This is a genomic window from Paraburkholderia sp. BR10936 (assembly GCF_040965735.1).
In the GTDB taxonomy this organism is placed as follows: domain Bacteria; phylum Pseudomonadota; class Gammaproteobacteria; order Burkholderiales; family Burkholderiaceae; genus Paraburkholderia; species Paraburkholderia nodosa_A.
In genome coordinates, this window is sequence record NZ_JBFRCM010000006.1 from 215,050 (window position 1) to 240,663 (window position 25,614).

Sequence of the window (25,614 nt, forward strand, 5' to 3'; positions counted from 1 at the left end):
GGAAGCGGCGGCGCCTCACCGACTCAGCAGTTGCTTGTGATAGAACGTGGTGCCGCAGAATGCGCCGTCCGGCATCAGCGCGTAATTCGGCACGGCGCCCACCCGCTCCCACCCCGCACGCACATAGAGCCGTTCGGCCGCGCCGCCCGTCACGGTGTCGAGCACGAGCACCGATTTTCCGGCCTGCCTTGCCGCCTCGTCGATCGCGAGCATGAGGCGCAGTCCCACACCTTGTCCGCGCGCGGTGCGGTGCACCAGCACCTTGGCGACATCGGCGCGATGCGGCTGGTTTTCCGGCTGCGCCGTCACGAGCTGCGCCGTGCCCACGATGCGCTGCTGCGCGTCTTCGGCCGTGAGCAGAATGCGTTCGCCGCGCACCACGTTTTGCGCCACGCCGAGCCAGAACGCGAGCGCCGTCTCGCGCGCAATCGGCAGCATGAAGCTCACCGAGGCGCCCCCTTCGACGCAGTCGATGAGTAGGTCTGCAAGCGCGCTCGCGCAGGTTTGCGCCTGTTCGGCGGTGAGGCGGCGTACCTTGATGGCTTCGCTCATGTGAAGGTGAACCCGGTTAATTAGTGATCCTGCAGAGCGCGACGACATAACGCGCCGGCTCCTTCGTGGGATTGCGATAAACGACAGGGCAATCAAGGCGCATCGCGAGGCAGTCGCCGGTTTCGAGCCGCCACAGGCGCTCGCCCACCGTCATCTCCATCACGCCTTCCACCACCCAAACCTGCTGATGAATCTCCGCGTCGCGCAGGCTCGTGTCGTAGGCCACGCGCTGGCCGGGCGGAAAGTGCACTTCCACGAGCTGGATGGGCGACCATGCGGGCGGCGAGAGATTGCGCCGCACATAGCCCGACTCGGGATCGGTCCAGAACGCTTGATCGCGGGCCGCGGCGTGCGGGGAAGGGGCCTGCAGCACTTCGTCGCCCGGCGCCTCGAAGAGCGACGCGAGCGAGACGCCGAGTGCCGTAGCGAGTTTGTCGAGCACGACGGCCGTGGGGCTGCTTTGGCCGCGTTCGATGAGCGAGATGTTCGAGCGGCTCACCGAACTGCGTTCGGCCAGCGCTTCGAGTGACCAGCCTTTGGCGTCGCGCAGTTCGCGCAGACGGCGGGCGATGTTGGTGTGGATATCCATGTTGTCCAGTTTAATGGATTAATTAGTCCAGTAAACTAGATTATGCGATTGCACATAGAAAAGTTTATGCGCATCAAGTTTGTCGCAGGCGTGCGACACATGATGCTGCCCTGATATTCCGGTTAGTCGATGCGCAAACGTTTGCGTCATCCTCGGCGGCCAAAACCTTGATTTGCGTCAATTGACGGCCTCCAGCCCGCTGTTAGCTTCCCGCTATCTCAAAAGACATCGCAGTGCGGTTCGGGGCGCAAATGCAACACCACACGCTGGACCTGGAAATCGGGCAGCTACTTTCAGGGCCGCCGCTTGCCTGCGGGCCAGACCTGCCTATTCGCGAAGCGGCGCGGATGATGAGCGAGCGGCGCTATAGCGCCATCGTGATTACCGAAATGGGGCGGCCCGTTGGCATCTGGACCGAGCACGACGCGCTCGCGTTGGGCGAAGACGCCGCCGCGCTCGCGCTACCCATCCGCCATGCCATGAGCCATCCAGTGCGCGCGCTGCCTGCGAGCACGCGCCTGCGCGACGCCGCCTTGCGCTTCAAGCGCGAGGGCATCCGCCATTGTCTCGTCGTGGACCAGGCGGGCCGCTCGCTCGGCATCGTCACGCAAACCGACCTGGTCATGAACCAGGGGCTCGAGTGCTTTCTGCGGCTGAAGACGGTCGGCTCGGTCAACGCGGCGTTGCCGCTCGTGGTCGACGCGCGCATGTCCATGCACGAGGCCATGCAGCGCATGCGTGCGCGGCGTCTGAGCGCGCTCGTCGTGAGCTATGCCGAAGGCGACTTCGGCATCGTGACCGAGCGCGACGTGGTGCGCCTCGCTGCCGCCGGCGCGCTCGACGGTACGGTCGGCGCGCGCGCGAGCCGGCCGCTGCGCTCGCTTGCGCACTCGCAAAGCCTCTATGCGGCGCGTCAGTATCTCGTCGAACACCGCATGCGCCACGTGGGCGTGATCGGTGAAGACGGGCGTCTCGCGGGCCTGCTCGACCTCTCGCATATCCTGCACGACATCGAAGACGGCTTCGTGCGCGAGCTGCAGCTGGCGCTGCGCGAGCGCGACGACGCGCTGCTCGCCTCGCGCGCGAACCTGCGCCTCGCCGACCAGGTGGTGGAATCGACGCTCGATGGTGTGATGATCACCGACCTCGACGGCACCATCGAGCGCGTGAATCCCGCTTTTACACGGCTCACGGGCTATACGGAGCACGAGGCGCTCGGGCGCAACGCGAGCCTGCTCAACTCGGGCCGCCAGGGCGCGGCGTTCTACAGCGCGCTCTGGCGCAGCCTGCAGCAGAACGGCCACTGGAAGGGCGAAATCTGGAACCGGCGCAAGGACGGTGCGCTTTACCTGGAATACCTGACGATTTCCAGCATCTGCGACCCGAGCGGCCGCTGCACACATTACGCCGCGATCTTCGCGGACATCACGCAGCGCCGCGAGACCGAGGAGCGCCTGAGCTACCTCGCGACGCACGACGCCTTGACGGGCCTGCCCAATCGCACGCTCTTCACGGAGCGCCTCACGCTCTCGCTCGCTCGCGCACGCCGCTCGGGCAAGCGCGTCGCCGTGATGTTCCTCGACCTCGACCGCTTCAAGCTCATCAACGACACGATGGGCCACGGCGTGGGCGACGAGGCGCTCACCGTGATCGCCACGCGCCTGCGTGAAGCGGTACGCGAGACCGATACGGTGGCGCGCCTCGGCGGCGACGAGTTCACGCTGCTGATCGAGGATATCGAAGACGTTCGCCATGTCGGGCAGATCGCCCAAGGGCTGCTCGCCCGCGTGGGCGCCGCGATGCACATCGGCGAGCAACTGCTGTTCGTCACGCCGAGCATCGGCATCAGCATGTATCCGGACGACGCGCACGATCCTCGGCAACTGCTCATGCAGGCCGACCGCGCGATGTACGAGGCCAAGGACGCGGGCAAGAACAACTTCCGCTTCTTCGCTGCGCCGATGACGTCGTCGGCAATGGAGCGCATCGTGCTCGAAAGCGAGCTGCACCACGCGCTGGAAGCTGGCGAACTCGTGCTCCACTATCAGCCTGAATTCGATGTGGCGAGCGGGGCGCTCGTCAACATCGAGGCGCTCGTGCGCTGGCAGCACCCGCGCCGCGGGCTCGTGCCGCCCGACCAGTTCATACCGATTGCCGAGGAATCCTCATTGATCGTGCCGCTCGGCGCGTGGGTGCTGCGCGAGGCCTGCCGGCAGGCGCGCGACTGGCTGGACGAGGGCTTCGACTTCGGCCGTATCAGCGTGAATCTTTCGGCGCGGCAATGCCTGCACGACGGCTTTCTGCATCAGCTCACGACCCTACTCAGCGAAACGGGCCTGCCGGCCACGCGCCTGCAGCTCGAACTCGTGGAGAGCATGGCGATGACGTCGGGCCGCGGCGGTATCGAAGCGTTGCTGCAAGAACTCGCGGCGCGCGGCATCAGCCTCGCGATCGACGACTTCGGCACGGGCTATTCGTCGTTCAAGTATCTGCAGTCCTTGCCGGTCGACACGCTCAAGGTGGACCGGTCGTTCCTCGCGGACATGGCCGAACCGGGGCCGGGGATGTCGCCGCGTGTGAAGAAAAGCGCCGCGCGAGACCGCTCGATCGTGCGCGCTATCGTCGCGATGGCGCGCACGCTCGGTGTCACGGTGGTAGCCGAGGGCGTCGAGACGCCGCGGCAACTCGAGTTCCTGCGCGAGATCGGCTGCGACCGCGCACAAGGTTTCCTGCTTGCGCGTCCCGCGCCGGCTGAATTGATGCCGCGCGCGCTCGAAGCGTGCGTGGCTGGCTGAAGGCCGCCTTCTCTTTTCCCTTTAGCCGAAGTATCTGGAGAGTTCCGTGAGCACCAGTGACGAGATGTTGTTGAACTCGATGACCGCGCTAGTGAGCGCGCATGGCAAGGCCATCTCGCGCTTCGGCGCGAGTGTGGTGGTGATGACAAAGTTCGTTGAAGCGGTGCTGCCGCAACTGTCCACGGCGCAGATCGACCGCACCCTCCTCGCATTTCGCGCGCAGCTTGCCGAAGCGATGGCCGTGGCCGACGACGTGCTGTTGCCCAGCGAATACCGCGCCACGCTGATCGAACAGGCGAACATGCTGCTGGCCCGGCTGGGCAGCGATGCAGTGCCAACCATGTTGAGGCCCTGACGCGGGAATAAGGTAATGCGAAATCTGACGATTCGAAAAGGGCTGCTGCTCGTGCTCTGCACCTTTGCGGCGATGCTTGTGGTGGGTGCAGCGGTAGGTGTCCTCATGATCGGCCGCGCCGACGATTCGGCGCGCTTCATCCACGAAGTTGCGCGCCAGGACGCGCTCGCGCTCGCCTTGCGCGAGGACGCGGCGCTTGCGCAAACGGCGCTGGCGCGTGCTTATCAGGCCGAGAAGGAGAAAGGCGCCGCCGAAGCACAACAGCACGCGCAGCAGGAAGCACGCGATCTCCTCGATCAAGCCTCGACGCGCAGCAATGCGCTGCGCGAGAGCGCACCGTTCGACGCTCATGCGGCCCAGCAGCGCGACACCTTGCTCGGCGCGTGGAGCGCACTCGCGCAGTCGCTGCAGCGTGCGGCCACGGCGCTCGAATCGGGCGACACGACAACCTATGCCACGCTGGCCGCCGGGGATGTCGCCAATGCGAACACGCAGTTTTCGGCGAGCGTGGCCGCATTGCGCGCGAACGCCGATGCTGCCACGCGCGCGACGCTCGACCAGTCCGTGCGCGAGCACAACTGGGTGATGGCGATGGTGGCGGTGGGCCTGCTGGGTGCGCTGGCGCTCGTCGTTGCGACCCACATGGCGCTGCGCCGCCTCGTGACGGCACCGCTCAAAGAGGCGGTGGAAGTGCTGAACCAGATCGCCGCGAACGATCTCTCGGTCCACATCGAAGGTGGCGGGCGCAACGAAATCGGCCAGTTGCTCGGCGCGATGCGGCGCATGCAGGGAGGCCTGAGCCACACGGTGCGCAGCGTGCGTTCGAGCTGCGATGCGATCAACACGGGCGCACGCGAAATCGCCGCGGGCAATCTCGATCTGTCGAGCCGCACGGAACAGCAGTCTGCGTCGCTCGAGCAGACGGCGTCGAGCATGGAGCAGCTTACGTCGAGCGTGCGCCAGAACGCCCAGCATGCGAACGCCGCGAGCGCACTCGCCACCGGGGCCGCGGATGTCGCGCAGCGCGGCGGACGCGTGGTCGAGCAGGTGATCGACACGATGGAGGAGATCAGCCGCAGCTCGGGCAAGATCGCGGACATCACGGGCATCATCGACGGCATTGCGTTTCAGACCAATATTCTCGCGCTCAACGCTTCGGTCGAGGCCGCGCGCGCGGGCGAGCAGGGGCGTGGCTTCGCCGTCGTCGCGGGCGAGGTGCGCATGCTCGCGCAGCGCAGTGCCTCCGCGGCGCGCGAGATCAAGTCGCTGATCGACGCCTCGGTGCACGACGTGCGCAACGGCCGCTCGCTCGTCGGCGAGGCGGGCGCGACGATGGCGGAGATCGTCGCATCGGTGGGCAAGGTGTCGGGCCTCATGAAGGAGATCGCCTCGGCTACTGTGGAGCAGAGCGCCGGCATCGAGCAGGTCGAGACAGCGGTGAGCCAGATGGATCAGGTCACGCAGCAGAACGCGGCGCTCGTGGAACAGGCGGCGGCGGCCGCCGAGTCGCTCGAGCAGCAGGCGAGCCAGATGGCCGAGGCCGTGGCGACGTTCCGCGTGAGCGAGACGGCGGACACACTGCCCGTGACGCCGCCCGTCACACCGTTGGCGGTTGCGCACGAGGAAAGCGCGCTGCCTGCGGCGGCATAAGCGGCTAACGCCAGGCCTGCGTGAACTCGCCGATCACGCGTGCGAGATGCGCCTGCATCGCCGCACGCGCGGCCTCTGCGTCGCGCGCCATGATGGCCGAAAAAATGCGCTGATGATCTTCCTGCGACGCCGCGCGTAACGCGGGAGTATGGAAGTGCTCCTCGATCTTTTTCCACAACGGGTCGGCGCGCGAGTTGTCCCACATCGCGCTCACCACGTGCCGCAGCATGTCGTTGCCGGTCGCGCCCGCAATCGCCAGATGGAACTCGCGGTCGGCGGCCTCGTACGCGGCCTTGTCGTCCATGTTTTCGCGCATCGCGCGCAACGCGGCGAACAGGCGGTCGAGGTCCGAATCCTTGCGTTCGGTCGCGGCGAGCGCCGCGATCCCGCTCTCGATCACTTCGCGCGCGCGCAGCGTCTCGATCGGGCCCGGCCCGCGCGGCAGTTCGAACGCGATGGCGCGCGCCTCCTGCGCGTCGGCCACATAGATGCCCGACCCCACGCGCACCTCGACCACGCCCTGCACTTCGAGCGCAATGATCGCCTCTCTCACCTGTGTGCGGCTCACGCCGAAACGCTCGGCGAGCGTGCGCTCCGAGGGCAGACGGGCGCGAGGCGCGCCCGGCGCGCGCCCGACGTCGCCTGCCGCGATCAGGTCGTAGATCTGTTTCGCGAGGCCGACGTAGGAGCGGTCGGTTGCGTCCGCATCGGCGGCACGACCGGTTGGCGTGTGCGAAAGATCGGCCATCCAGGATTCTCGAAAGCGTCGAAGCCGCCGGGCGGCGATTGAAGTTCGCAGAATGGTACACCAGTTGCCGCGCCGCCAAGCTTACGGATGGCGCGGGTTTCCGCCCGATTGCCGGCCAATCGGGCCTGCGCTGGGTCCAGTGGTAAACCACTATCGCGCGCGGATTGGTATGCCAGTACTGTCAAACGGGGAGGCGTTCACGCATGCCCGTCGTTTTGCTTCGAGGGGACGCCTTTGAAGAGGTCATTCCGCTGGTCCGGCGCGTCCGGTCCAGTCCCGCTGCAGCACATCCAGCAAGATTCCCTGCGTCACGCACACGGTGTCGGCCATTCCCGACGAACCCGGTGTGCCGGCAATCAGTAAGTTCTATCCGACAAAAAGGAGACAACATGCTTTCAGGAATCCAGGTGCTTCGAGCGGCGGCGACCGCGGCAATGGCGCTGTGCGCAGGCGCGGCTTTCGCGCAGGCATCGATCGTTTCCGGCCCGTCCAGCGACCCAACGTGCATGGTCCCCTGGAAGACCGACACCAAATTCATCAAGTATCCGAAGAAGGGCGGGCCGTATCGCGTCGCGCTCGTGAACGGCTACATCGCCAACACCTGGCGCATCCAGATGATCAAGACGGCCAAGGCCTATACGGCGGAACCGGCCGTCGCCGCCAAGCTCAAGGAGTTCAAGGTCGTCTCGACGGGCGAGGACGTGCCCGCGCAGATCTCGGCCGTCAACAACTTCATCGACGCCGGCTACGACGCGATCATCGTCGACGCGCAGAATCCCGCCTCGTTCGGACCCGCGATCCGCCGCGCGAAGAAGGCGGGCGTCGTGCTGGTCGCGTTCGACAATACGCTCGACAGCGAAGACGCGATCAACGTGGACGTCGACCAGTACGGGCTCGGCGTGCTGTGGGCCAAGTGGCTCGCGACTCATGTGCCCAACGGCGGCAAGGTGCTGGAAGTCCGCGGCGTGGCTGGCACCTCGGTCGACACCGATCGGCACAACGGCTTCACGAAGACGCTCGACGAGACCGGCAAGAAGTGGAACGTCGTGCAGGTCTACGGCAAGTGGGACGACGCGGTCGCGCAGAAGGCCACCGCCGACGCCATCGCCGTGCAGGGCCATTTCGACGGTATTTCGGCGCAGGGCGGCGACACGGGGGTGGTGCGCGCGATGATCGATGCGAAACATCCGTTCGTGCCGTTCGGCGGCGAGACGGAGAACGGCTTTCGCAAGTTCTGCGCGCAGTACGGCGCCCAGGGTCTGAAGTGCACGTCGGCGGGCACCGGTCCCGCGCAGGTGGCCGTGGCGATCAAGACGGCGCTCGCGGCGCTCGATGGGCAGACCATTCCCGTGGCGATCAAGCTGCCGCTGGACGTCACCGACGATTCGATGCTGAAGGCGGGCACCAACTATTTCCCGAACGAGTCGGACAACTTCTTCGTGGGCAACTCGTTTCCCACTTGCGGCATCAACTTCTCCGCCCAGGCAATCATGAAGCAGAGCCAGGGCAACCAGTGACCGCGTGATTGCCACGTGACGTGACGGGAGGCGAAGCATGCAGCAGGATGCAGGGCAGCCGTTCTTTCAGATGTCTGGCGTGTCGAAAAGCTATGGCGGCGCGGTGGCGCTGGATCATGCGGACCTCGCGGTGCGCCGAGGCCGCATTCACGCGATCCTCGGCGAGAACGGCGCGGGCAAGTCGACGCTGCTGAAGGTGATGTCCGGCGTGGTGCAGCCGGACGAGGGCGTGATGCACCTCGAAGGCCGTGAAGTCGCGTTCGCCTCGCCCGCCGAGGCGAATGCGGCGGGCATCGTCTGCGTGTATCAGGAGCTGTCGCTGATCCCCGACCTGAGCGTGGCCGACAACATCTTCGCGTCGAACCCGCCGCGCCGCTTCGGCATGATCGACCGCCGGGCCCAGCGCCGCCAGGCCGAGGAAGCGCTGGCCCGCGCGGGCGCGGCCGACATCAACCCGCTCGCGAAAGTGCGCGACCTGCCGCTGTCGCGCCAGCAGATGGTCGAGCTGGCCAAGGGGCTCGCGCACGAACCGCGCGTCCTGATTCTCGACGAGGCCACCTCGGCGCTGACCGCCGCCGACGTGGCGCGCGTGATCGAGGTGCTCAAGCGGCTGCGCGAAGAGGGGCTCGCGCTGCTCTTCATTTCACACCGCATGCACGAGGTGAAGGCGCTCGCGGACGAATGCACGGTGTATCGCAATGGCCGTCATGTGATGAGCTTCGAGGCGGGCACGCGCTCGGATAATGAGGTCATCGAAATGATGATCGGGCGGAAGTACCAGCATGTCTTCCCCGACAAACCCGCGGAAAAGGCCGAGCACCCGCCGGTGCTCGCCTGTCACGATCTCGCGTGGAGCGACACGCTGCAGGGCATCAGCTTTTCGCTGCAGCCCGGTGAAATTCTCGGGCTGGGAGGTCTCGACGGGCAAGGGCAGCGCGAACTGTTGCTCGCGCTGTTCGGCGTGCTGCGCGGCTGCGCGGGCAAGATCGAGATCGACGGCAAGGCCGTGTCGATCGGCAGCCCCGTTGCCGCGCGCGCAAAGGGAATCGGCATGGCGCTGATACCGGAGGACCGCAAGACCGAAGGCCTGATGCTGCCGATGTCGGTGCGCGAGAACCTCTCGTTTGCCGCGCTCGATCGCATGTCGACCGCAGGCGTAATCGATCGCACCCGCCAGCAGTCCTTCGTCGATCGGATGATGGAGCTTCTCGCGATCAAATCGCACGGCGTCGACGCGCCCGTGGGCTCTTTATCGGGCGGCAATCAGCAGAAAGTGGTCATCGCGAAGTGGCTGATGCGCAAGCCCAGAATCCTGCTCCTCAGCGACCCGACGCGCGGCATCGACGTGGGCACCAAGCAGGAGCTTTATCAGCTGCTCAGGCGCCTCGCCGACGAAGGCGCCGCGATCCTGTTCTATTCGACCGACTACGACGAACTGATCGGCTGCTGCGACCGCGTGCTCGTGCTGTACGAAGGCAGGATCAAGAAGGAACTCGCCGGGGCGGCGATCACCGAACAGAACCTGATCGCGAGCGCACTGGACCTGCCGGTTGGACAAGTCGGACAGGTTGCGCAGGATTCGCCTTCCACGGGAGTCGCGCCATGAGCGGGCTGCGTTACTGGTATGCGGAAAATCGCGGAACGGTGTTCGCGTTCGGCCTGTTCGTGCTGATGTTCGCGATTTACCTCGTCAACTATCCGTCGAGCTTATCGGCGAACGTGTTTCAGACCGCGGCGAACAAGGCCGTGCTGCTCGCGCTGGTGTCGATGGGGCAGGCGCTCGTCGTGCTCACGGCCGGCATCGACCTCTCGATCGGCATGATGCTCGTGCTGACGAATTGCATCGCCTCGTGGATCGTCACGGGCGACGCGCTGCACAGCGCGCTCGGTATCGTCGGCGTGCTCGCGGCGGGCGCGCTGTGCGGCGCGCTCAACGGCGTGATCATCATTTTTGGCCGCCTGCAGCCGATCGTGACGACGATCGCGACCGGCGCCGTGTTTTACGGGCTGGCGCTGCTGCTGCGCCCCGTGCCCGGCGGCACGATCAACGAAGATCTCGCCGACGCCCTGACAGGCAAGGTCGCGGGCGCCGTGCCGGCGAGTCTGCTGATCCTGATCGCGACCGTGGTGATCGTCTGGATTCCTTTCAAACGCTCGGCGGTGGGCCGCGCGGCGTATGCGACAGGCTCCTCCGAACCCGCGGCCTTCCTCTCCGGCATGCCGATCCGTCGCGCCAAGTTCGCGAGCTATACGCTGGCGGGCCTGCTCGCCGCAATCGGCGGCCTGTTTCTGACCTTCTTCACCGACACCGGCGAAGCGAGCCTTGGCAGCGCGAACTCGTACACGCTCTTTTCGATTGCCGCCGTGGTGATCGGCGGCGTGTCGCTGCTCGGCGGCAAGGGCAGCGCGATCGGCGCGATCTTCGGCGCGTTCGCGTTCCGCTCCATCGGCGACCTGCTGTTCGTCTTCAACGTCGATGCGCTCTGGCAGCCGCTATTCCAGGGCGTGATTCTGCTGCTTGCCGTCGCGATCGGCGCGTGCGGGTTGTTCAGCGTGCGCAACCGTCTGGAGTGGTTCCAATGAGCGGCGTTTCTGCAAGCACCCGCACCACCTTCGTGTCGAGGCTCACGCGCAGGATCGACAAGCCGATCCTGATCTCGTTCGGGTGCATCGTTGCGCTGCTGCTCGTCGGCGGGATGTATTCGCGCAACTTCACGTCGCCGGAATACATCCTGCTGCAGTTGAAGGTCGGCGCGTTTCTCGGCATCATCGCCACCGGCTTGATGATGGTGATTCTGCTCGGCCACATCGACCTCTCGTTGCCGTGGACGATCACGGTGGGCGCAATGATGGCCTGTGCCGTCGCCGGACATGGCGAACTCGGGCAGATTCTCGCGATTCCGGTCGGCATTGGCTGCGGCGTGCTGATCGGCATCGTCAACGGCATTCTCGTCGCACTCCTGCGTATTCCTTCGATGATCGCGACGCTCGCGACCAACGCGGTCGCGCAGGGCATCATGATCGTCTATACGGGCGGATCGTCGCCGCAGGATTCGGCGCCGCAAGTCATGCGCTGGCTCGCCGCGGGCTGGCTGTTGCCCGGCGTGCCGAATGCCGTGGCGCTGTGGGTGGTGATCGGGGCCGCGACGATGTTCCTGCTCTCGCGCACGACCTTCGGCCGCACGCTGTACGCGATCGGCAACACCGAGCGCGCGGCGTATCTTTCCGGCATCGATACCCGGCTCGTGACCGTGGCCGCGTTCGCCGTGTGCAGCGCCTTCGCCGCGTTCGGCGGCGTGCTGCTCGCGGGCTATGCGTCGAAGGCCGCGCAGTCGATGGGCGACGCCTACCTGCTGCCCGCGATCGCGGCGGTGGTGCTGGGTGGCACCTCCATTCTGGGCGGCCGCGGGTCGTACCTCGGCACTGTCGCCGGCGCGATCCTCATCACGCTGCTGCAGTCCATTCTCTCGGTCGCGCAGATGCCGGAGGCGGGGCGGCAGATCATCTACGGCGTGGTGATCGCGGCCATGCTGCTGCTGTACGGGCGCAGCAAGCGCGAAGTGTAGGTTGCGGGGGCGAGCCCCCGCTTCACGCTCAATCCCCCTGATCGAACCGGAACGTCACTGCGCGACGCGATAGCGCGGCGCGGGCGTGTTGCTGGACAGCTGCGTGGACATCGCTCGGCGAGCCGTCTCGAACGCGTTCCATTGCTCCACGTCGTGCAGCGACGGAATCGTCACGGTTTCACCGCGCTCGAAGCCGGTGAGGGCGGCGCGCACCATGTCCTGGGCGGACATGACGATCGCGCTGTCGAGATGTTCGAGCGGCAGGCCGCCCGTCTCCCAGAACTCCGTGGCCGTGGCGCCGGGCAGCACCGCCTGCACGCGGATGCCCTTGCTCGCCAGTTCGTGATGCAGCGACTGGCTGAACGCGAGCACGAAGGCCTTGGTGCCGCCATACACGCCGTTGAGGATCTCGGGCGCGATGCTCACGATGGAAGCGATGTTGATGATCGCCCCCTGGCCGCGCGCCACGAAACCCGGCACGGCCGCATACGTGAGCCGCGTGAGCGCGGTGACGTTCAGCTCGATCATGCGCGTCATGTAATCGACGTCGCTCTCCACGAGCGGCGTGTGCGTGCCGATGCCCGCGTTGTTCACGAGCAGCGTGAGGCTTGCGTCGTCGCGCAGACGCCCTTCCACGGCGGCGAGATCGTCACGGTCGTTGAGATCGGCGGCGAGCACTTCCACGTCGCGCCGGGTTTCGCTCGTGATGCGCTCAGCGAGCGCGGCGAGCCGCTCGCGATTGCGCGCGACGAGCACGAGGTCGTAGCCCTGGCGCGCGAGTTCCGCGGCGTACACGGCGCCGATGCCGGACGATGCGCCGGTGACGAGCGCGGTGCCGCGATGGGTTGGCTGGTTCATGATCAAGCTCCTTGGCGTAGCGGCGCGGGTGGTTAGGTAACGTGCAAGTGGCGCTGCTGTGAATACATTCTGGCCGCGATTGACCGTGGCGCAAATGACGTATAAGGTCGTGATTCAGGACATGCAGCGACAGGAACAGGACATGCACCGCATCGGCTACCTTTTGAGCGACGAATTCCAGGTGATGGCGCTCGCGACCCAAAGCGTTTTCGAATACGCGAACATGATGGCCGACTCGCCGTTCTACGCGATCGAGAACTATTCGGTGGAGGGTGGCGCGGTGCGTTCGTCGCTCGGCATGAGCGTGAATACGCTGCGCACGCCCGCGCCCGCGCGCAGCCGCGTGGACACCTGGATCGTGGCGGGCGTGAACGACCCGCGTACCGTGGACGCGGAGCCCGCGGTGCTGGCGTTCCTGCGCCGCGCGAGCGGCCGCGCGCGGCGTGTGGCGGGTATCTGCACGGGCGGTTTCGTGCTGGCCGAGGCGGGCCTGCTCGACGGTCGCCGCGCCACTACGCACTGGTACTACGCGCGCGATCTGCAGCAGCGCTTTCCCGAAGTGCGCGTGGAAGACGACCGCATCTATATCGTCGACGGGCCGGTCTGGACTTCGGCGGGCATGACGGCGGGGCTCGATCTCGCGCTTGCCATGGTCGAACGCGACCTCGGCGCTGAGACGGCGCGCTCGGTGGCGCACAAGCTCGTCATGCACCAGCGGCGCTCGGGCGGCCAGTCGCAGCATTCCGAAATGCTCGCGCTCGCGCCGAAATCGGACCGCATTCAGAACGCGCTCGACTACGCGCGCCGCAACCTGAGCAGCGCGCTCACGGTGGAGCAGCTTGCAGAGGCCGTGCACCTGAGCCCGCGCCAGTTCAGCCGCGTGTTCACAGCAGAAACGGGGCAGTCGCCGGCGCGCGCCGTGGAAGGCCTGCGTCTCGAGGCGGCGCGCCTCATGATCGAACAGAGCACGCATCCGCTCGATGTCATCGCACGCGAGACCGGCTTTCGCGACCGGCGGCACATGCGCGAAGCGTTCGTGCGTGGGTTCGGCGTGCCGCCGCAGGCGGTGCGGCGCGAGGTGCGGGCGGGGCCGTAGGCGCAACGAGGCTGCTAGGTATCGGCCTTTGCGGTGCGTTTGGCTTTTGCTGTGACAGCGCCGAAGTGCGCGCGATATTGCTGCGGCGTGGTGCCCAGCTTGCGCTTGAACGCCACGCGCAATTGGTCGGCGTCGCGCATGCCGCATCGGAAGGCCACCGTCTTCAACGGCGCCGTGCTGTTTTCCAGCATCACCCGCGCGGCGTCGATGCGTGCGCTCTCGACAAATTCGGCGGGCGTCACATTGGTGTCGCGCACAAAAATTCTCGCGAAGTTTCGCTTGCTCATCTGCGCGACGCCGGCGAGCACCTCAACGCCAAGATCTTCATTCAGATGCCCGAGCACGTACTGCTGCACCTGGGCGATGGGCGACGTCGCCTCCGCGTAGGGCGTGAGATACGGGCTGAATTGCGACTGGCCGCCCGCGCGCTGCACGAACACCACGAGCCGTCGCGCCACCTGCAGCGCGATTTCCGGGCCATGATCCTGAGCGAGCAGGTACAGCGAGAGATCGATGCCCGCCGTCACGCCCGCCGAGGTATAGAGATTGCCGTCCTGTATGAAGATGCGGTCGAATTCGACGTTCGCGGTCGGGCACATCGCGGCGAGCGCGGCTGCGTCGTTCCAGTGCGTCGTCACGGTGCGGCCGTCGAGCAAGCCCGCGCGCCCCAGCGTCAGCGCGCCGTTGCAGATGGAGCCGAAGCGCCGGGCGCGCCTGCTGGCTTCGCGCAGCCACGCGTGCGCCGCATCGGCAAGCGGCTGCTCAACGAGCGATGGGCCGCCCGCAACGAGCAGCAAATCGTAATGGCCGCCTGCTTCGTCGAAGTACCGGTCCGCGCCGATCCGCACACCGCTGGAACAGCGTACGGTGTCGCGTTCCGTTGCGATCAGCTCGAGCTGGTATTGCGCCTCGGGCGGCAGCAGGCGATTGGCTTCCGAAAAGACGTCGGTGGGCCCGAACACATCGAGGGCCTGGACGCCTGGGAAGACGAGTAGCGCAACGGTCAGCATCGTGTTGAACGAAGAACGGAATCAGGGATCGGAGGTTCGCTAGCGTCGCGCGAGAATATGCGCGCCCGCGCTGCGCGGCAGCAGCACGCTGTCGACCACGCCAAGCGCCGCGAGCGCCGTGATGAACCAGAACGCGAGATGGAAGTCGGCTGCGCCCGCCGTGCCCGCATGGGTGCCGCGCAGCGCCTCGGCAACCGAAAGCGCCAGCGCACCCACGGCGATCCCCATGCCGGCGTTCATCTGCTGCAGCACGGAGAAGAGCGTCGTCGCGTCGCGCATCTGCGCCTGGGGGACGTCGGCGAAACCAATGGTGTTCAGCGCGGTGAACTGCATCGAGCGCACGAGGCCGCTGAAGAACAGCAACGCGGCCACGACGACACGCGGCGTATCGGCCCCGAGCAGCGTGAAGCCCGCAAAGCCGAGCGCGACCAGCATGCCGTTGCCGATCAAGACGGTGCGAAAGCCGAAGCGGTTCATGACCCACGTGGTGCCCGGCTTCATGCATAGATTGCCGGCGAACAGCCACAGCAGCAGTGCGCCCGATGCCACGGCGCTCCACCCGAACGCCACCTGGAACATGAGCGGCAGCAGAAACGGCGCGGTGCCGATGGCCGTGCGAAACAGCGAGCCGCCGAATACGGTCACGCGAAAGGTGTTGATCTTCACGGGCGCGAGATCGAACAGCGGATGCGGCACGCGCCGCACATGCACGACGGCCGCCGCCAACAGTGCAATGCCCGCCACGCAGGTGCCGATCGACACGGGCGCGGTGACGTCGGAGCGGCTCGCCATCTCGATGCCGCTCATGACGAACGCGAAGCCGAGGCCGCTCAGCACGAAGCCGAAGGTATCGAAGCGCCGCGGTTGCGTATGCTCGTCGCGCAGGAGCAGCAGAGCGGCCACGAGCGCGGCCACGCCGAGCGGCAGGTTGAGCAGGAAGATCCAGTGCCAGTTCCAGTGCGTGCTGATCCAGCCGCCGAGCGGCGGTCCGAGAATCGGCGCGACCAGCGCGGGCCAGGTGAGGATCGCAATGGCGCGCACGATCTCGTGCTTCGGCGTGTCGCGCAGCACGACGTGCCGGCCCACCGGCACCATCATCGCGCCGCCCAGCCCCTGCAGCACGCGCGCGGCGGTGAAGGCGAACAGGCCCGTGCTCAGCGCGCACAGCAGCGACGCCACGCTGAACACGGTGATAGCCGTGGCGAACACGCGCCGCGCACCGAAGCGCTCGGCGAACCAGCCGCTCACGGGGATGAACATCGTCAGCGCGACGAGGTACGCGGAGACGCCGATCGAGAGATACGCGGGCGCCGTGTGAAAGTCGCGCGCGATGATGGGCAGCGAGGTGGTGATGACGGTGGCGTCGAGGTTCTCCATGAAGAACGTTGCGGCCACAAGGAATGCGACGGCGGTGCGGCGATCGAGGGCGTGCGGCATCAGGCGTGTTCCAGGATTTTCCGGGCGTGATTCTTCGTCGGCCGCCGGATTCGGCGCTCAGTGTCCCTCATTCTACTGAAGTTGGCCCCGCTGCCACTGGCACGGTCCCTGCATGATCTGGCGGGACCATGCGATATCCATCGCGAAGGGAGGTCGATACGATGAGCAACCAGTCCGACGAGTCCGAACATCCCGAACAGCCCGACGATGCACCGGAACCGCGCGGCACGGATCTGCCCAAGCCAATTGGGGACGCTGTGCCTGCACCCACCGAGCCGGGTCTCGATCAGCCGCTGCCACCCAAGACTTTGCCAACGGAGGAGGCGGGCAAGGACCCAGGCGAGAAAGATCGGGCGCCGCACAACGACATTTCCAGGCCGCTGGGCGATGCGGTGCCCACGCCGGTCGAGCCCGGCCTCGATCAGCCTCTGCCGCCTAAACAGCACTAGCGAAACACGCGGCGGCTTCGCTACGCCTTGAGCGCGTTCCGCGACTTCTCGCCGAGCAGCGGCAAGTCGCGGATTCTCACACCGGTCGCGTCGGCAATCGCGTTGGCGAGCGCCGCCGCGGCCGGTCCTTGCGCCGCTTCGCCCACGCCGAGGAACGGCAGGCCGGGGCGGTCGATCAGCACAACCTCCACGCGCCTGGGCACCGACGCGAAGCGCATGATCGGGTAAGTGCTCCAGTCGAAGCTCGTAATACCTTCGCGGTCGAAATGCGTTTCCTCGAAGAGCGTCCAGCTCGCGGACTGCAAAATGCCGCCTTCGACCTGGTTGCGCACGCCATCCGGATTGACGATCTGACCGCAGTCGATGGCGGCGACCACGCGCTCGATACGCACCTCGCCGGTATCGCGCATGACGGTCACGTCCATGGCAATGGCAAGGTAGGCCATCAGGTTCTTGTATTGGGCGAATGCAAAGCCGGAGCCGGACGCGCGCACGTCCGGGTGCGTCGCACGCGCGGCATGTGCACGCCAGCCGAATCGATCGGCCACGGCATGAATGACGGCTTGCGCGCGTGAGTCGTCGAGATGCTTGAGCCGGAACGCGACGGGGTCCGCTTGCGCGGCACTCGCAAGCTCGTCGATCAAGCTCTCGATGGCGAACACGTTCATATGCGCGCCGAGCGAGCGCATGGCCGAGACGCGTATCGGCATATCGGGCAGGAAGTGATGCTGCACGTGCAGCATCGGCACGCGGTAGAGCGGAATGCTGTTGCGGTCGCCGCCGCCTTCCGGCATGGGAATCGGCTTGGGCGGCGCGGGCGTGAAGGGTTGCGCGAGCAGCTGCGCCGGCAAGAGCCGGCCCGCGTTCTCGATGCGATTGTTATGGGTATTGCTCCATAGTTCGTATTGCCAGGCGACGATCGATCCGCCGGCGTCGAGCGACGCGCTCGCCTCCACGGTCATCGCGGGGCCGAACGGCTCCCACAGGTGTTCCTGCTCGCGCATGAACTGCACGCGCACCGGCCGGCCGGGCAGCTCGCGGGCGATGAGCGCGGCGTCACCGGAGGCGTCGTCCGCGCCGTTGTGTCCGTAGCAGCCCGAACCTTCCACGTGCACGCAGCGCACTTTCTCGCGCGGCATGCCGAGCATCTCGGCTATGCCGGCGCGCAGCGGATAGACGCCTTGCGTGTGCGTCCAGACCGTCATGACGCCGTTGTCGAGTTGCGCGAGCGCGCACGAAGGCCCGATCGATCCGTGCGTCAAATAGGGCTTCGAATAGCGGGCTTTCAACGTCACCGCCGACTGGCTTGCGGGCGCGCCCTGATCCGCCACGACGATTTCCTGTGCGGGCAGGTTCATTAGAAACGCGTGAATTCCGGCGGGATCGGGCAGCGGAGGGCCCGGCTGCCACTGCGCCGCGAGCGCGAGTTCGCGCATGGCGACGATGGCGCGCCATTCGTCGTCGGCGACCACGGCGAGGTAGTCGCCGTTGCGCACGACCTTGACGACGCCAGGCAGCGCCGCCACGCGCGCGCTATCGACAGCAACGAGCCGCGCGCCATAGGAGGGCGGCCTCACGACGCGCGCGTGCAGCATGCCGGCGAGCCGTAGGTCCTGAACATAGCTCGGGCCGCCCGTGACCTTGCCCGGAATATCCACGCGCGGCAGCGTGTGCCCGATCACGGCGTAGTGCGCGGGCGGCTTTGTCGCGGCGTTGGGTTGCGCGTCCTGATGCAGGTTCGCGTGCTGCACCGCTTCGCCGTAGGTCACGCGCCTTCCGTCGGCGGCGAGGATCGCGCCGTCGCGCGTGGTGAGCGCGGCGGCATCGACGCCCAACTGCGCCGCTGCGCTTTCGACGAGCAGCGTGCGCACCTGGGCCGCCGCGTTGAGGATGGCCGTGCCGCTGTCCGCCATCGTGTGGCTGCCCGCCGTGTAGCCCTCATTCGGCGTGGCGGCCGTATCGGCGGTGATCAGTTCGATCGCGTGAGGCGCGAGGTCGAGTTCTTCGGCGGCGAGTTGCAGGAGCGCCGTGCGAACGCCGGTGCCCAATTCCACCTTGCCCGTGAACACGCTCACCTGACCGTCCGGTGCGACCTTGATCCACGCGTCGAGCGATGGCGTGGTCTTGAGGCTGCCGGGCAGCTTCGGGGCGCTCGCGTGGAAAGTGCCCGCTTCGGTGGTGGTTTGGGCGAGGGCGGCCATGCCCGGCACGATGGCGAAGCTCACCATGAGCGAGCCGCCCACGAGGAAGCGACGGCGCGTGGCGTCGTCGGGGCCGCCAGGGGCGAGCGAAGAGGATGGGCGAGTGCGGCTCATGACTGCGTGTCCGCCGCTACTTGCCGGATCGCCGCGAGGATGCGCATATGCGTGCCACAGCGGCACAGATTCGGCTGCATATAACGGCGAATCTCGTCGTCGGTGGCGTGCGGCGTGCGCTCCAGAAGCGTTTGCGCGCGCATGATCATGCCCGCGATGCAGTAGCCGCACTGCGCGGCCTGCTGATCGATAAAGGCCTGTTGCAGCGGCCCAGGATGATCCGCGCTGCCGAGCCCTTCGACGGTACGCACGGGCCGCTCGGCCACGGCCACGACCGGCAGCAGGCACGAGAACACCGGCTCGCCGCCCACGCTCACCGTGCACGCGCCGCATTGCCCGAGCCCGCAGCCGAACTTTGCGCCATTGAGCCGCAACTGGTTGCGCAGCACATAGAGCAGCGGCGTGGACGGATCGGCATCGACGGTATGGCTGACGCCGTTGACGTTGAGCGTAATCATCGTGATGGGCTTTCCTTGCGAAGACGCGCCACGGCCTGGGCGTCGAGCGCGGACCAGGGGCCAAGCGCGGTGAAGCGCACGCGCGTGTAGTTGGCAAGCTCCGCGATCTGCGTGTCCGTGAAGGTGCCGGCAAATGGCGGCATGAAAGACCCGGCTTCGCTCTCGTGCCAGGCAATGCCGTCGAGCATGATGCGCACCATGTTGCGCGGGCTATCGGCGTTGACGGCGGTGGAGAGCGACAGCGACGGACGATGGCCGTCGATCGACATCGCCGCGCCTTCGCCGTGGCACGACGCGCAGGCCGCGGCAAACAGGGTAGCGCCGTTGGCGGGCGCAGTCGAGACATGGACGCTGGCGGCGGCGGGCGGCGCGGCGGCATTCGGATTGGACTGCAGTGTCATCAGATACGCGGCGATCGCCTCGACGTCTTCGGCAGACGCGTCGCCGAGCGAGCGCGTCACCGTACGCATCGGGCCCGCCGCCGCGCCATGCTCGCTGGCGTAGCCCGTACGCAGATAGTTCGTCAGTTGTGCTTGCGTCCAGGGTCTTGGGCGTGCCGTGAGGTCGGTGAGCGCGGGCGCGTCCCAGCCCTCGAGGGTGCCGCCCTGCAACGCATGGTCGCGGCGCTCGGCGCCGAGACGGTTGAGCGGCGTGTGGCACGCGCCGCAATGACCGAGGCTCTCGACGAGATAGCGGCCGCGCGCGACCTCGGGCGCTTGTGTGTCTGTCGAGGTGGCAGACGGAGCAGACGTAGGCGGCAGATAGAGCTTATTCCACACTGCCATGAGCGGCCGGAACCCCAACGGAAAAATCAGCGCATTGTGCGGCGCCGGCGCGTTGACGCTCGCGCGGCTCATCAGCCACGCATAGAGCGCGGCGATATCGGCGTCGCTCATCTGCGCGAAGTGCGGGTACGGGAACGCGGGATAGAGCAGATGCCCGTCGCGCGAAACGCCGCGCCGCATCGCGCGCGTGAACGCGTCGAGCGACCAGTCGCCGATGCCGGTGTCGTTGTCCGGGGTGATGTTGGTCGAGTAGATCACGCCGAAGGGCGTTTGCAACGGCAGACCGCCCGCGAGCGGCTGACCTTGAGTCGCGGTATGGCACGTCATGCAGTTGCCGACGGCCGCGAGCTTCGCGCCGCGCGCGATGGCCGCGGCGTCGCCCGCAGGCGGCGAGGGCGCGGCCACCGGCGCGAGCCCTCGCTCCCAGGCACGCGCAACGTGGCCGCCATAGGCGGCAGCGAGAGCAAGAAGGACGACGGCCATGCCCGCCATCCGTACCCGCGTGCCTTTCATCGAGCCTCCAGAGCCGAGAGGGCCATCGCTCAACATGGCGATCGGCATGCGCCGTTCGATCGCCAGCAAATGACGTGCCCAGTTCGCAGGTTGTTCACTGTATTACGATGCTGGGCAAATCGATACGGAGATGACGAGATGAACGAGCTTCGGGGCCTGCAGTGTTTCGTGACACTCGCCGAGGAACTGAACTTCAGCCGCGCCGCGGAGCGTCTGCACATTGCGCAGCCGGCCTTGAGCCAGCAGATCCGCTCCCTCGAGGACCGGGTGGGTACGCAACTGATCGATCGTACGCGCCGCCCGCTGCGCCTGACGGAAGCGGGCCAGTACCTGGCCACCGAAGCGCGGCAGATTCTCGGCTCGCTCGCCGAGGTGACGCACGGCGCGCTGGAGATCGGCGTGGGCCGGCGCGGCTGGCTCAGTGTCGGCTTCACGCGCTCGTCGATGTACAGCGTGCTGCCGCCCGCGCTCAAGGCGTTTCATCAGGCGTATCCGCAGGTCGAGCTCAAGCTGTTCGAAATGCTGACCGACGAGCAGACCGACGCGTTGCGCGACATGCGCATCCATATCGGCATTGGGCGGCAGCCGCTCGCCGTGCCCGGCTACACGACCTTGCCGCTGCTGCGCGAGCGGCTCGTGGTGTTGATGGCGTCGGATCACCCGCTCGCCAAACGACAGAAGGTGCGCATCGATGAGCTCGCCGATACGCCATTGATCCTCTACCCGAAGCATCAGAACGCGCAGTTCAAGCGCACGGTTCAGGCGCTCTACCGCGACGCGGGCGTGACGCCCTTCGTCGCGCACCAGGCCTATGAGATCCAGACCGCCATTGCGCTCGTGGCGGCGGGGCTCGGCGTGACCGTGGTGGGCGAGTCGGTGGCGCGTCATGGCCGCGCCGACGTCGTGGCGCGCCACCTCGCGGGCCCTGGCGCCGCACAGCGCACCGTGCTGGCCGCGACGTTCCGCAGCGACGACGCCTCGCCGCATCTGCGCGCGTTTCTCGAATGCCTGCCGCCGCCGCTCGCCAGCACACTATAAGCGCACGCTTATAGAAGCATAAGTATCGCGTCTTGGACTCGACGCCTCCCGCTTCTTATTATCGAAACTCAGGCGCCCTGTCTCGCGGGGTGCCGCCGGCAACGCTCACCGGCCGATAACTATGCAGCGACGGCACCGCCCGTCGCCATGAAGCGGAGACAGCATGAGTCACTTCGATGAAGCAGCAACCATGCGAAAGGTTTACAAGCGGCTCGTGCCGCTCCTTTTCTGCATGATGTTTTTCAATTATCTGGACCGCATCAATATCGGGTTCGCCGCACTCGACATGAACTCGGACATGGGCTTCGACCCTGCCGTGTTCGGCTTCGCGGGCAGCATTTTCTTTGTCGGCTACATGCTGCTGGAAGTGCCCAGCAATCTGTTGTTGCACCGCGTGGGCGCGCGCCGCTGGATCGCGCGCATTCTGCTCACGTGGGGTGCCGTTGCGGCCGCAACGGCCTTCGTCTTCAACGCGTCGAGCTTCTACGTGCTGCGCTTTTTGCTCGGCGTAATGGAAGCGGGCTTTCTGCCGGGTATCGCCGTGTATCTGACCTACTGGTTTCCGGAGCGCTATCGCGCCCGCGCCGTGGGCGGGTACATCATCGCGGGGTCGTTCTCGGCCGTGCTGGGCGGCCCGCTCTCGACCACCGTCATGACTTACGCGAATGGCGTGCTCGGCATGCACGGCTGGCAGTGGATGTTCATTATCGAAGGCGTGCCCGCCATGCTGCTCGGCCTCGTCACGCTGCGCATCATGACCGAGCGCCCCGCCGACGCCGACTGGCTTTCCACGGAAGAGAAGCAATGGCTCGAAGCCACGCTCGCCAAGGAGCGCGAGGCGCTGGGCGGCCATCGGCATTTTCCGCTGCTGAAGGTCGCGAGTGACATTCGCGTCTGGAGTCTCGCGTGTCTGTTCGGCTGCGCGCTGGTCGGCATTTATGGCCTGTTCCTGTGGCTGCCGCAGATCGTGAAGAGCCTGGGCCACCTCAACAACATCGAAGTAGGTTTCCTCTCCGCCGCGCCGCCGCTGCTGGGCGTGCTGGGCACGTTCCTCGTGAGCCGCAGCTCGGACCGCACCGGCGACCGCAAGTACCACCTCGCATTCGTCTACGGCATGAGCGCGCTAGCGATTGCGGGCAGCGCGTATGCGCCGAATCCGCTGCTCGCGTATGCGCTGCTTTGCGTGACGGGCCTCTTCATCTACGCGGGCAACCCGCTGTTCTGGAGCCTTGCCGCTTCGTTCAGAACCGGTGCGGCAGGTGCGGCGACGATCGCGCTCATCAACACGATCGCCCAGTTCGGCGGCGTGGTGGGGCCGTGGACCATCGGTCTCGTGCGTCACGCCACCGGCAACTTCAAGCTCGCGCTGCTCACCATCGCCGCGTTTCTCGTGGTCGCCACGCTCATCGCCATCGTGATGCGCGTGAAGCCTGCCGAGCGCGGCGCCTCGAACCCGGCGCTCGTCGGCCATGACGAAGCGACGGAAAGCTGACTTGATTCATCCGTACACCTGATGGAATTGCTACATGATCATTGATTGCCACGGTCACTACACGACTTCGCCGCCCCAGCACGAAGCCTGGCGCGCCAAACAGATCGCCGCGCTCAAGGACGGCACGCCGATGCCGCCGCGCCCGTCGATCAGCGACGACGAGATTCGCGAAAGCATCGAAAACGGCCAGCGCCGCATTCAGCGCGAGCGCGGCACGGACCTGACGATCTTTTCCCCGCGCGCTGCGGGCATGGGCCATCATCAGGCGGGCGCGGAGGCAAATGCGCTTTGGTCCAGCGAATGCAACGATCTCGTGCATCGCGTGTGCGCGCTTTTCCCGCAGCATTTCGTGGGTGTTTGCCAGTTGCCTCAAGCGCCGGGCGTGACGCCGGAAAACTGCATTCCCGAGCTGCGCCGCTGCGTGGAGGAACTGGGGTTCGTCGGCTGCAATCTCAACCCGGACCCCTCGGGCGGGCACTGGTCGGGGCCGCCGGTCACGGATCGCTCGTGGTATCCGCTTTACGAGGCCATGGTGGAGCTCGACGTGCCCGCGATGATCCACGTTTCGTCGTCGTGCAATCCCAACTTTCATGCGACGGGCGCACATTACATCAACGGCGACACCTCGGTGTTCATGCAGTTGCTGCAGGGCGATCTGTTTGCCGACTTCCCGGCCTTGCGCTTCATCATTCCACACGGCGGCGGCGCGGTTCCGTATCACTGGGGACGCTATCGCGGCCTGGCGCAGGACATGAAGCGCCCGCTCCTGAAGGACTACCTGCTCAAGAACGTGTTCTTCGATACCTGCGTTTATCACCAGCCGGGCTCCGATCTGCTCGCCAAGGTGATACCGGTTGAGAACATTTTGTTCGCCTCGGAGACGATCGGCGCGGTGCAGGGCATCGACCCGGAAACCGGCCACTACTACGACGACACGCGCCGCTATATCGACGCGATCGAATGGCTCAGCGACGCCGACCGGCAACGCATCTACGAAGGCAACGCGCGCGCGGTGTACAGCCGGCTTTCCGCGCAGATCGAACGACAAACCGCACTGGAAGGGATCACAAAATGAACCAGATTGGCTGGCGCGAAAACGAGTCTGCCCCGCAGGCCGGCGCAGCGACGCTCGCCGCGTTGCGCGAACTGCAGGTGTCGCTCCTGAGCGACAACATGGCGCGCTCGAGCGGCATTCTCGGCCTGCAGCCGTTCCATAAGCCCAGGCCGATGGCGGGCACGGCGGTGACGGTGCGCACGCGTCCCGGCGACAATCTCGCCATCCATCGCGCGTTCGACTTCTGCCGGCCGGGCGACGTGCTCGTGATCGATGGGGCGGGCGAGGCGACCCAGGCCCTGATGGGCGACATCATGTCGAGCTACGCGGAAAGCCTCGGTGTGCAGGGGCTCGTGATCGACGGCGCGATCCGCGACGTCGGCGCGATTCGTCAGCGCGACTTTCCGGTGTATGCGCGCGGCGTAACGCATCGCGGGCCCTACAAGAACGGACCGGGCGAAATCAACGTGCCGGTGACCATCGGCAGGATGGTCGTCAATCCCGGCGACATCATCGTGGGGGACGAGGACGGCTTGCTCGCCATCGCGCCCGCAGATGTGGAGGCCGTCATTGCGGGCGCGCGCCGGCAGGCCGAAAAGGAGGCCGCCGCATTGCAGGCGATCTCCGAAGGGCGCTTCGACCGCGCATGGGTGATGCCCCACATCGAGCGCATGAGAAGCGGCGCCTGAGGAGCCCAGGCGGCTCCAGGCGTTAAGATGCGCGCTGGAGCTTGTGCTCCCTCGCTCAACCGCAGACCCCTCTTGTTCCATGACCCGATATCTTGACGCTGCCGCGCTGCGCGAACTCGCCGAACGCGCGGAGCAAACCGACCCGCCGCCGTGTACCTGCACGAAGACGCCGCTGGATGGCTGGCAATCGCAGCCGCTCTCGCTCGACGAGCGGCAACTGGAACAGATCGGCACGCTCGTTAGCGCGGACGAAGCCGAACCGACCTTCGCCGAACATCTGCCTGGAGAGACGGGCTACTGGTCGGAGAATGCGCCGATCGCGCCCCGGTACTTTCCGTATAACCGTTGCGGCGTGTGGAAATGCACGCTGTGCGGACGGCTTTACCTTCGTTATACGGAAGGTGGCGGCTATTTCGTCGATCAGCGTATCCGTGCGTTGAAAGCGCGTTTGATCGAGGATGTGCCGCTTTGAACTTCTGATTCCCGCGCGCTTATATTCGTGGTGAATCAAACGGAGGTCAGGCTTTTCCCTGGCCTCTAATTCATTTCTGGCGGCTTGATCTTCGAATGACCGCCAATGTCGCTTTCGACTTCACAACCGAACCTTACATGCGTGTCCCGTTTGCGCGCGGCTCAATCGACGCCGCG

At 66.3% G+C, this 25,614-nt stretch carries 23 protein-coding genes; 14 read left to right on the forward strand and 9 right to left on the reverse strand.

The genetic code is table 11. The features are described 5' to 3' along the window. Positions 1-15: 15 nt before the first annotated feature. Together AB4Y36_RS15505 and AB4Y36_RS15510 are read right to left on the reverse strand one after the other, a co-directional pair. Positions 16-552 carry an N-acetyltransferase family protein gene (locus AB4Y36_RS15505; RefSeq protein WP_368683457.1) on the reverse strand — a complete coding sequence of 179 codons (537 nt, stop codon included), beginning with the start codon at positions 550-552 and terminating at the stop codon, positions 16-18. 16 nt (positions 553-568) lie between these two features. Next, positions 569-1,141: an XRE family transcriptional regulator gene (locus AB4Y36_RS15510; protein ID WP_342948972.1), complete on the reverse strand. Its 573-nt coding sequence runs from the start codon at positions 1,139-1,141 to the stop codon at positions 569-571. Positions 1,142-1,392: 251 nt separating this feature from the next. On the opposite strand from AB4Y36_RS15510, the gene AB4Y36_RS15515 reads away from it, so the two are divergent. Genes AB4Y36_RS15515 through AB4Y36_RS15525 form a run of 3 tightly spaced genes read left to right on the forward strand, consistent with a single transcriptional unit; the run spans position 1,393 to position 5,941 of the window. Then, complete coding sequence (locus tag AB4Y36_RS15515) at positions 1,393-3,936, forward strand: EAL domain-containing protein (RefSeq protein WP_368683458.1); 2,544 nt, start codon at positions 1,393-1,395, stop codon at positions 3,934-3,936. A 46-nt stretch (positions 3,937-3,982) separates the two neighbouring features. Beyond that, positions 3,983-4,291, forward strand: a complete 309-nt coding sequence (locus AB4Y36_RS15520; protein ID WP_141710729.1) for a hypothetical protein — start codon at positions 3,983-3,985, stop codon at positions 4,289-4,291. A gap of 15 nt (positions 4,292-4,306) precedes the next feature. Then, positions 4,307-5,941, forward strand: a complete 1,635-nt coding sequence (locus AB4Y36_RS15525) for a methyl-accepting chemotaxis protein (protein WP_368683459.1) — start codon at positions 4,307-4,309, stop codon at positions 5,939-5,941. A gap of 4 nt (positions 5,942-5,945) precedes the next feature. On the opposite strand, the gene AB4Y36_RS15530 is transcribed toward AB4Y36_RS15525, so the two are convergent. Beyond that, positions 5,946-6,689, reverse strand: a complete 744-nt coding sequence (locus AB4Y36_RS15530) for a FadR/GntR family transcriptional regulator (RefSeq protein WP_368683460.1) — start codon at positions 6,687-6,689, stop codon at positions 5,946-5,948. Between the two features lie 389 nt (positions 6,690-7,078). On the opposite strand from AB4Y36_RS15530, the gene AB4Y36_RS15535 reads away from it, so the two are divergent. Genes AB4Y36_RS15535 through AB4Y36_RS15550 form a run of 4 tightly spaced genes read left to right on the forward strand, consistent with a single transcriptional unit; the run spans position 7,079 to position 11,772 of the window. Next, on the forward strand, positions 7,079-8,206 hold the full coding sequence (locus AB4Y36_RS15535; protein WP_368683461.1) for a sugar ABC transporter substrate-binding protein: 1,128 nt from the start codon (positions 7,079-7,081) through the stop codon (positions 8,204-8,206). A 37-nt stretch (positions 8,207-8,243) separates the two neighbouring features. After that, a complete protein-coding gene (locus AB4Y36_RS15540; RefSeq protein WP_368683462.1) occupies positions 8,244-9,812 on the forward strand; it encodes a sugar ABC transporter ATP-binding protein in 1,569 nt (522 codons plus the stop codon). After that, positions 9,809-10,789: an ABC transporter permease gene (locus tag AB4Y36_RS15545; protein ID WP_069265918.1), complete on the forward strand. Its 981-nt coding sequence runs from the start codon at positions 9,809-9,811 to the stop codon at positions 10,787-10,789. The genes AB4Y36_RS15540 and AB4Y36_RS15545 overlap by 4 nt, the downstream gene beginning before the upstream one ends. After that, the gene (locus tag AB4Y36_RS15550) at positions 10,786-11,772 is read left to right on the forward strand and encodes an ABC transporter permease (RefSeq protein WP_321923830.1); all 987 of its coding nucleotides are present in this window, start codon (positions 10,786-10,788) and stop codon (positions 11,770-11,772) included. Before AB4Y36_RS15545 ends, AB4Y36_RS15550 begins: the two co-directional genes overlap by 4 nt. 54 nt (positions 11,773-11,826) lie before the next feature. Here AB4Y36_RS15550 and AB4Y36_RS15555 read toward each other — a convergent pair whose 3' ends face one another. After that, the gene (locus AB4Y36_RS15555; protein WP_368683463.1) at positions 11,827-12,630 is read right to left on the reverse strand and encodes an SDR family NAD(P)-dependent oxidoreductase; all 804 of its coding nucleotides are present in this window, start codon (positions 12,628-12,630) and stop codon (positions 11,827-11,829) included. Positions 12,631-12,772: 142 nt separating this feature from the next. On the opposite strand from AB4Y36_RS15555, the gene AB4Y36_RS15560 reads away from it, so the two are divergent. After that, entirely contained in the window at positions 12,773-13,726 is a 954-nt protein-coding gene (locus AB4Y36_RS15560; protein WP_368683565.1) for a GlxA family transcriptional regulator, read from the forward strand. A gap of 14 nt (positions 13,727-13,740) precedes the next feature. Here the strand turns inward: AB4Y36_RS15560 and AB4Y36_RS15565 are convergent, their stop codons facing one another. Continuing rightward, entirely contained in the window at positions 13,741-14,736 is a 996-nt protein-coding gene (locus AB4Y36_RS15565; RefSeq protein ID WP_368683464.1) for a GlxA family transcriptional regulator, read from the reverse strand. A 39-nt stretch (positions 14,737-14,775) separates the two neighbouring features. Beyond that, positions 14,776-16,173 carry an MFS transporter gene (locus AB4Y36_RS15570; protein ID WP_368683465.1) on the reverse strand — a complete coding sequence of 466 codons (1,398 nt, stop codon included), beginning with the start codon at positions 16,171-16,173 and terminating at the stop codon, positions 14,776-14,778. A 161-nt stretch (positions 16,174-16,334) separates the two neighbouring features. Between AB4Y36_RS15570 and AB4Y36_RS15575 the strand changes: the two genes are divergently transcribed. Then, complete coding sequence (locus AB4Y36_RS15575; protein ID WP_069265923.1) at positions 16,335-16,622, forward strand: hypothetical protein; 288 nt, start codon at positions 16,335-16,337, stop codon at positions 16,620-16,622. A 20-nt stretch (positions 16,623-16,642) separates the two neighbouring features. Here the strand turns inward: AB4Y36_RS15575 and AB4Y36_RS15580 are convergent, their stop codons facing one another. The 3 genes from AB4Y36_RS15580 to AB4Y36_RS15590 are packed head-to-tail and all read right to left on the reverse strand — an operon-like array spanning position 16,643 to position 20,693. After that, positions 16,643-18,937, reverse strand: a complete 2,295-nt coding sequence (locus AB4Y36_RS15580; RefSeq protein WP_368683466.1) for a molybdopterin cofactor-binding domain-containing protein — start codon at positions 18,935-18,937, stop codon at positions 16,643-16,645. Next, complete coding sequence (locus AB4Y36_RS15585; protein ID WP_368683467.1) at positions 18,934-19,395, reverse strand: (2Fe-2S)-binding protein; 462 nt, start codon at positions 19,393-19,395, stop codon at positions 18,934-18,936. The genes AB4Y36_RS15580 and AB4Y36_RS15585 overlap by 4 nt, the downstream gene beginning before the upstream one ends. Further along, a complete protein-coding gene (locus AB4Y36_RS15590; RefSeq protein ID WP_368683468.1) occupies positions 19,392-20,693 on the reverse strand; it encodes a cytochrome c in 1,302 nt (433 codons plus the stop codon). Before AB4Y36_RS15590 ends, AB4Y36_RS15585 begins: the two co-directional genes overlap by 4 nt. A 138-nt stretch (positions 20,694-20,831) precedes the next feature. Between AB4Y36_RS15590 and AB4Y36_RS15595 the strand changes: the two genes are divergently transcribed. The 5 genes from AB4Y36_RS15595 to AB4Y36_RS15615 all read left to right on the forward strand — a co-directional run bounded on the left by AB4Y36_RS15595 (position 20,832) and on the right by AB4Y36_RS15615 (position 25,438). Further along, a complete protein-coding gene (locus tag AB4Y36_RS15595; protein ID WP_069265926.1) occupies positions 20,832-21,731 on the forward strand; it encodes a LysR family transcriptional regulator in 900 nt (299 codons plus the stop codon). Between the two features lie 163 nt (positions 21,732-21,894). Further along, on the forward strand, positions 21,895-23,223 hold the full coding sequence (locus AB4Y36_RS15600) for an MFS transporter (protein WP_368683469.1): 1,329 nt from the start codon (positions 21,895-21,897) through the stop codon (positions 23,221-23,223). 34 nt (positions 23,224-23,257) lie between these two features. Continuing rightward, positions 23,258-24,298: an amidohydrolase family protein gene (locus tag AB4Y36_RS15605; RefSeq protein ID WP_069265928.1), complete on the forward strand. Its 1,041-nt coding sequence runs from the start codon at positions 23,258-23,260 to the stop codon at positions 24,296-24,298. Next, on the forward strand, positions 24,295-24,966 hold the full coding sequence (locus AB4Y36_RS15610) for an RraA family protein (protein ID WP_368683470.1): 672 nt from the start codon (positions 24,295-24,297) through the stop codon (positions 24,964-24,966). Before AB4Y36_RS15605 ends, AB4Y36_RS15610 begins: the two co-directional genes overlap by 4 nt. Before the next feature lie 79 nt (positions 24,967-25,045). After that, a complete protein-coding gene (locus tag AB4Y36_RS15615) occupies positions 25,046-25,438 on the forward strand; it encodes a hypothetical protein (RefSeq protein ID WP_069265930.1) in 393 nt (130 codons plus the stop codon). Positions 25,439-25,614 lie beyond the last annotated feature (176 nt).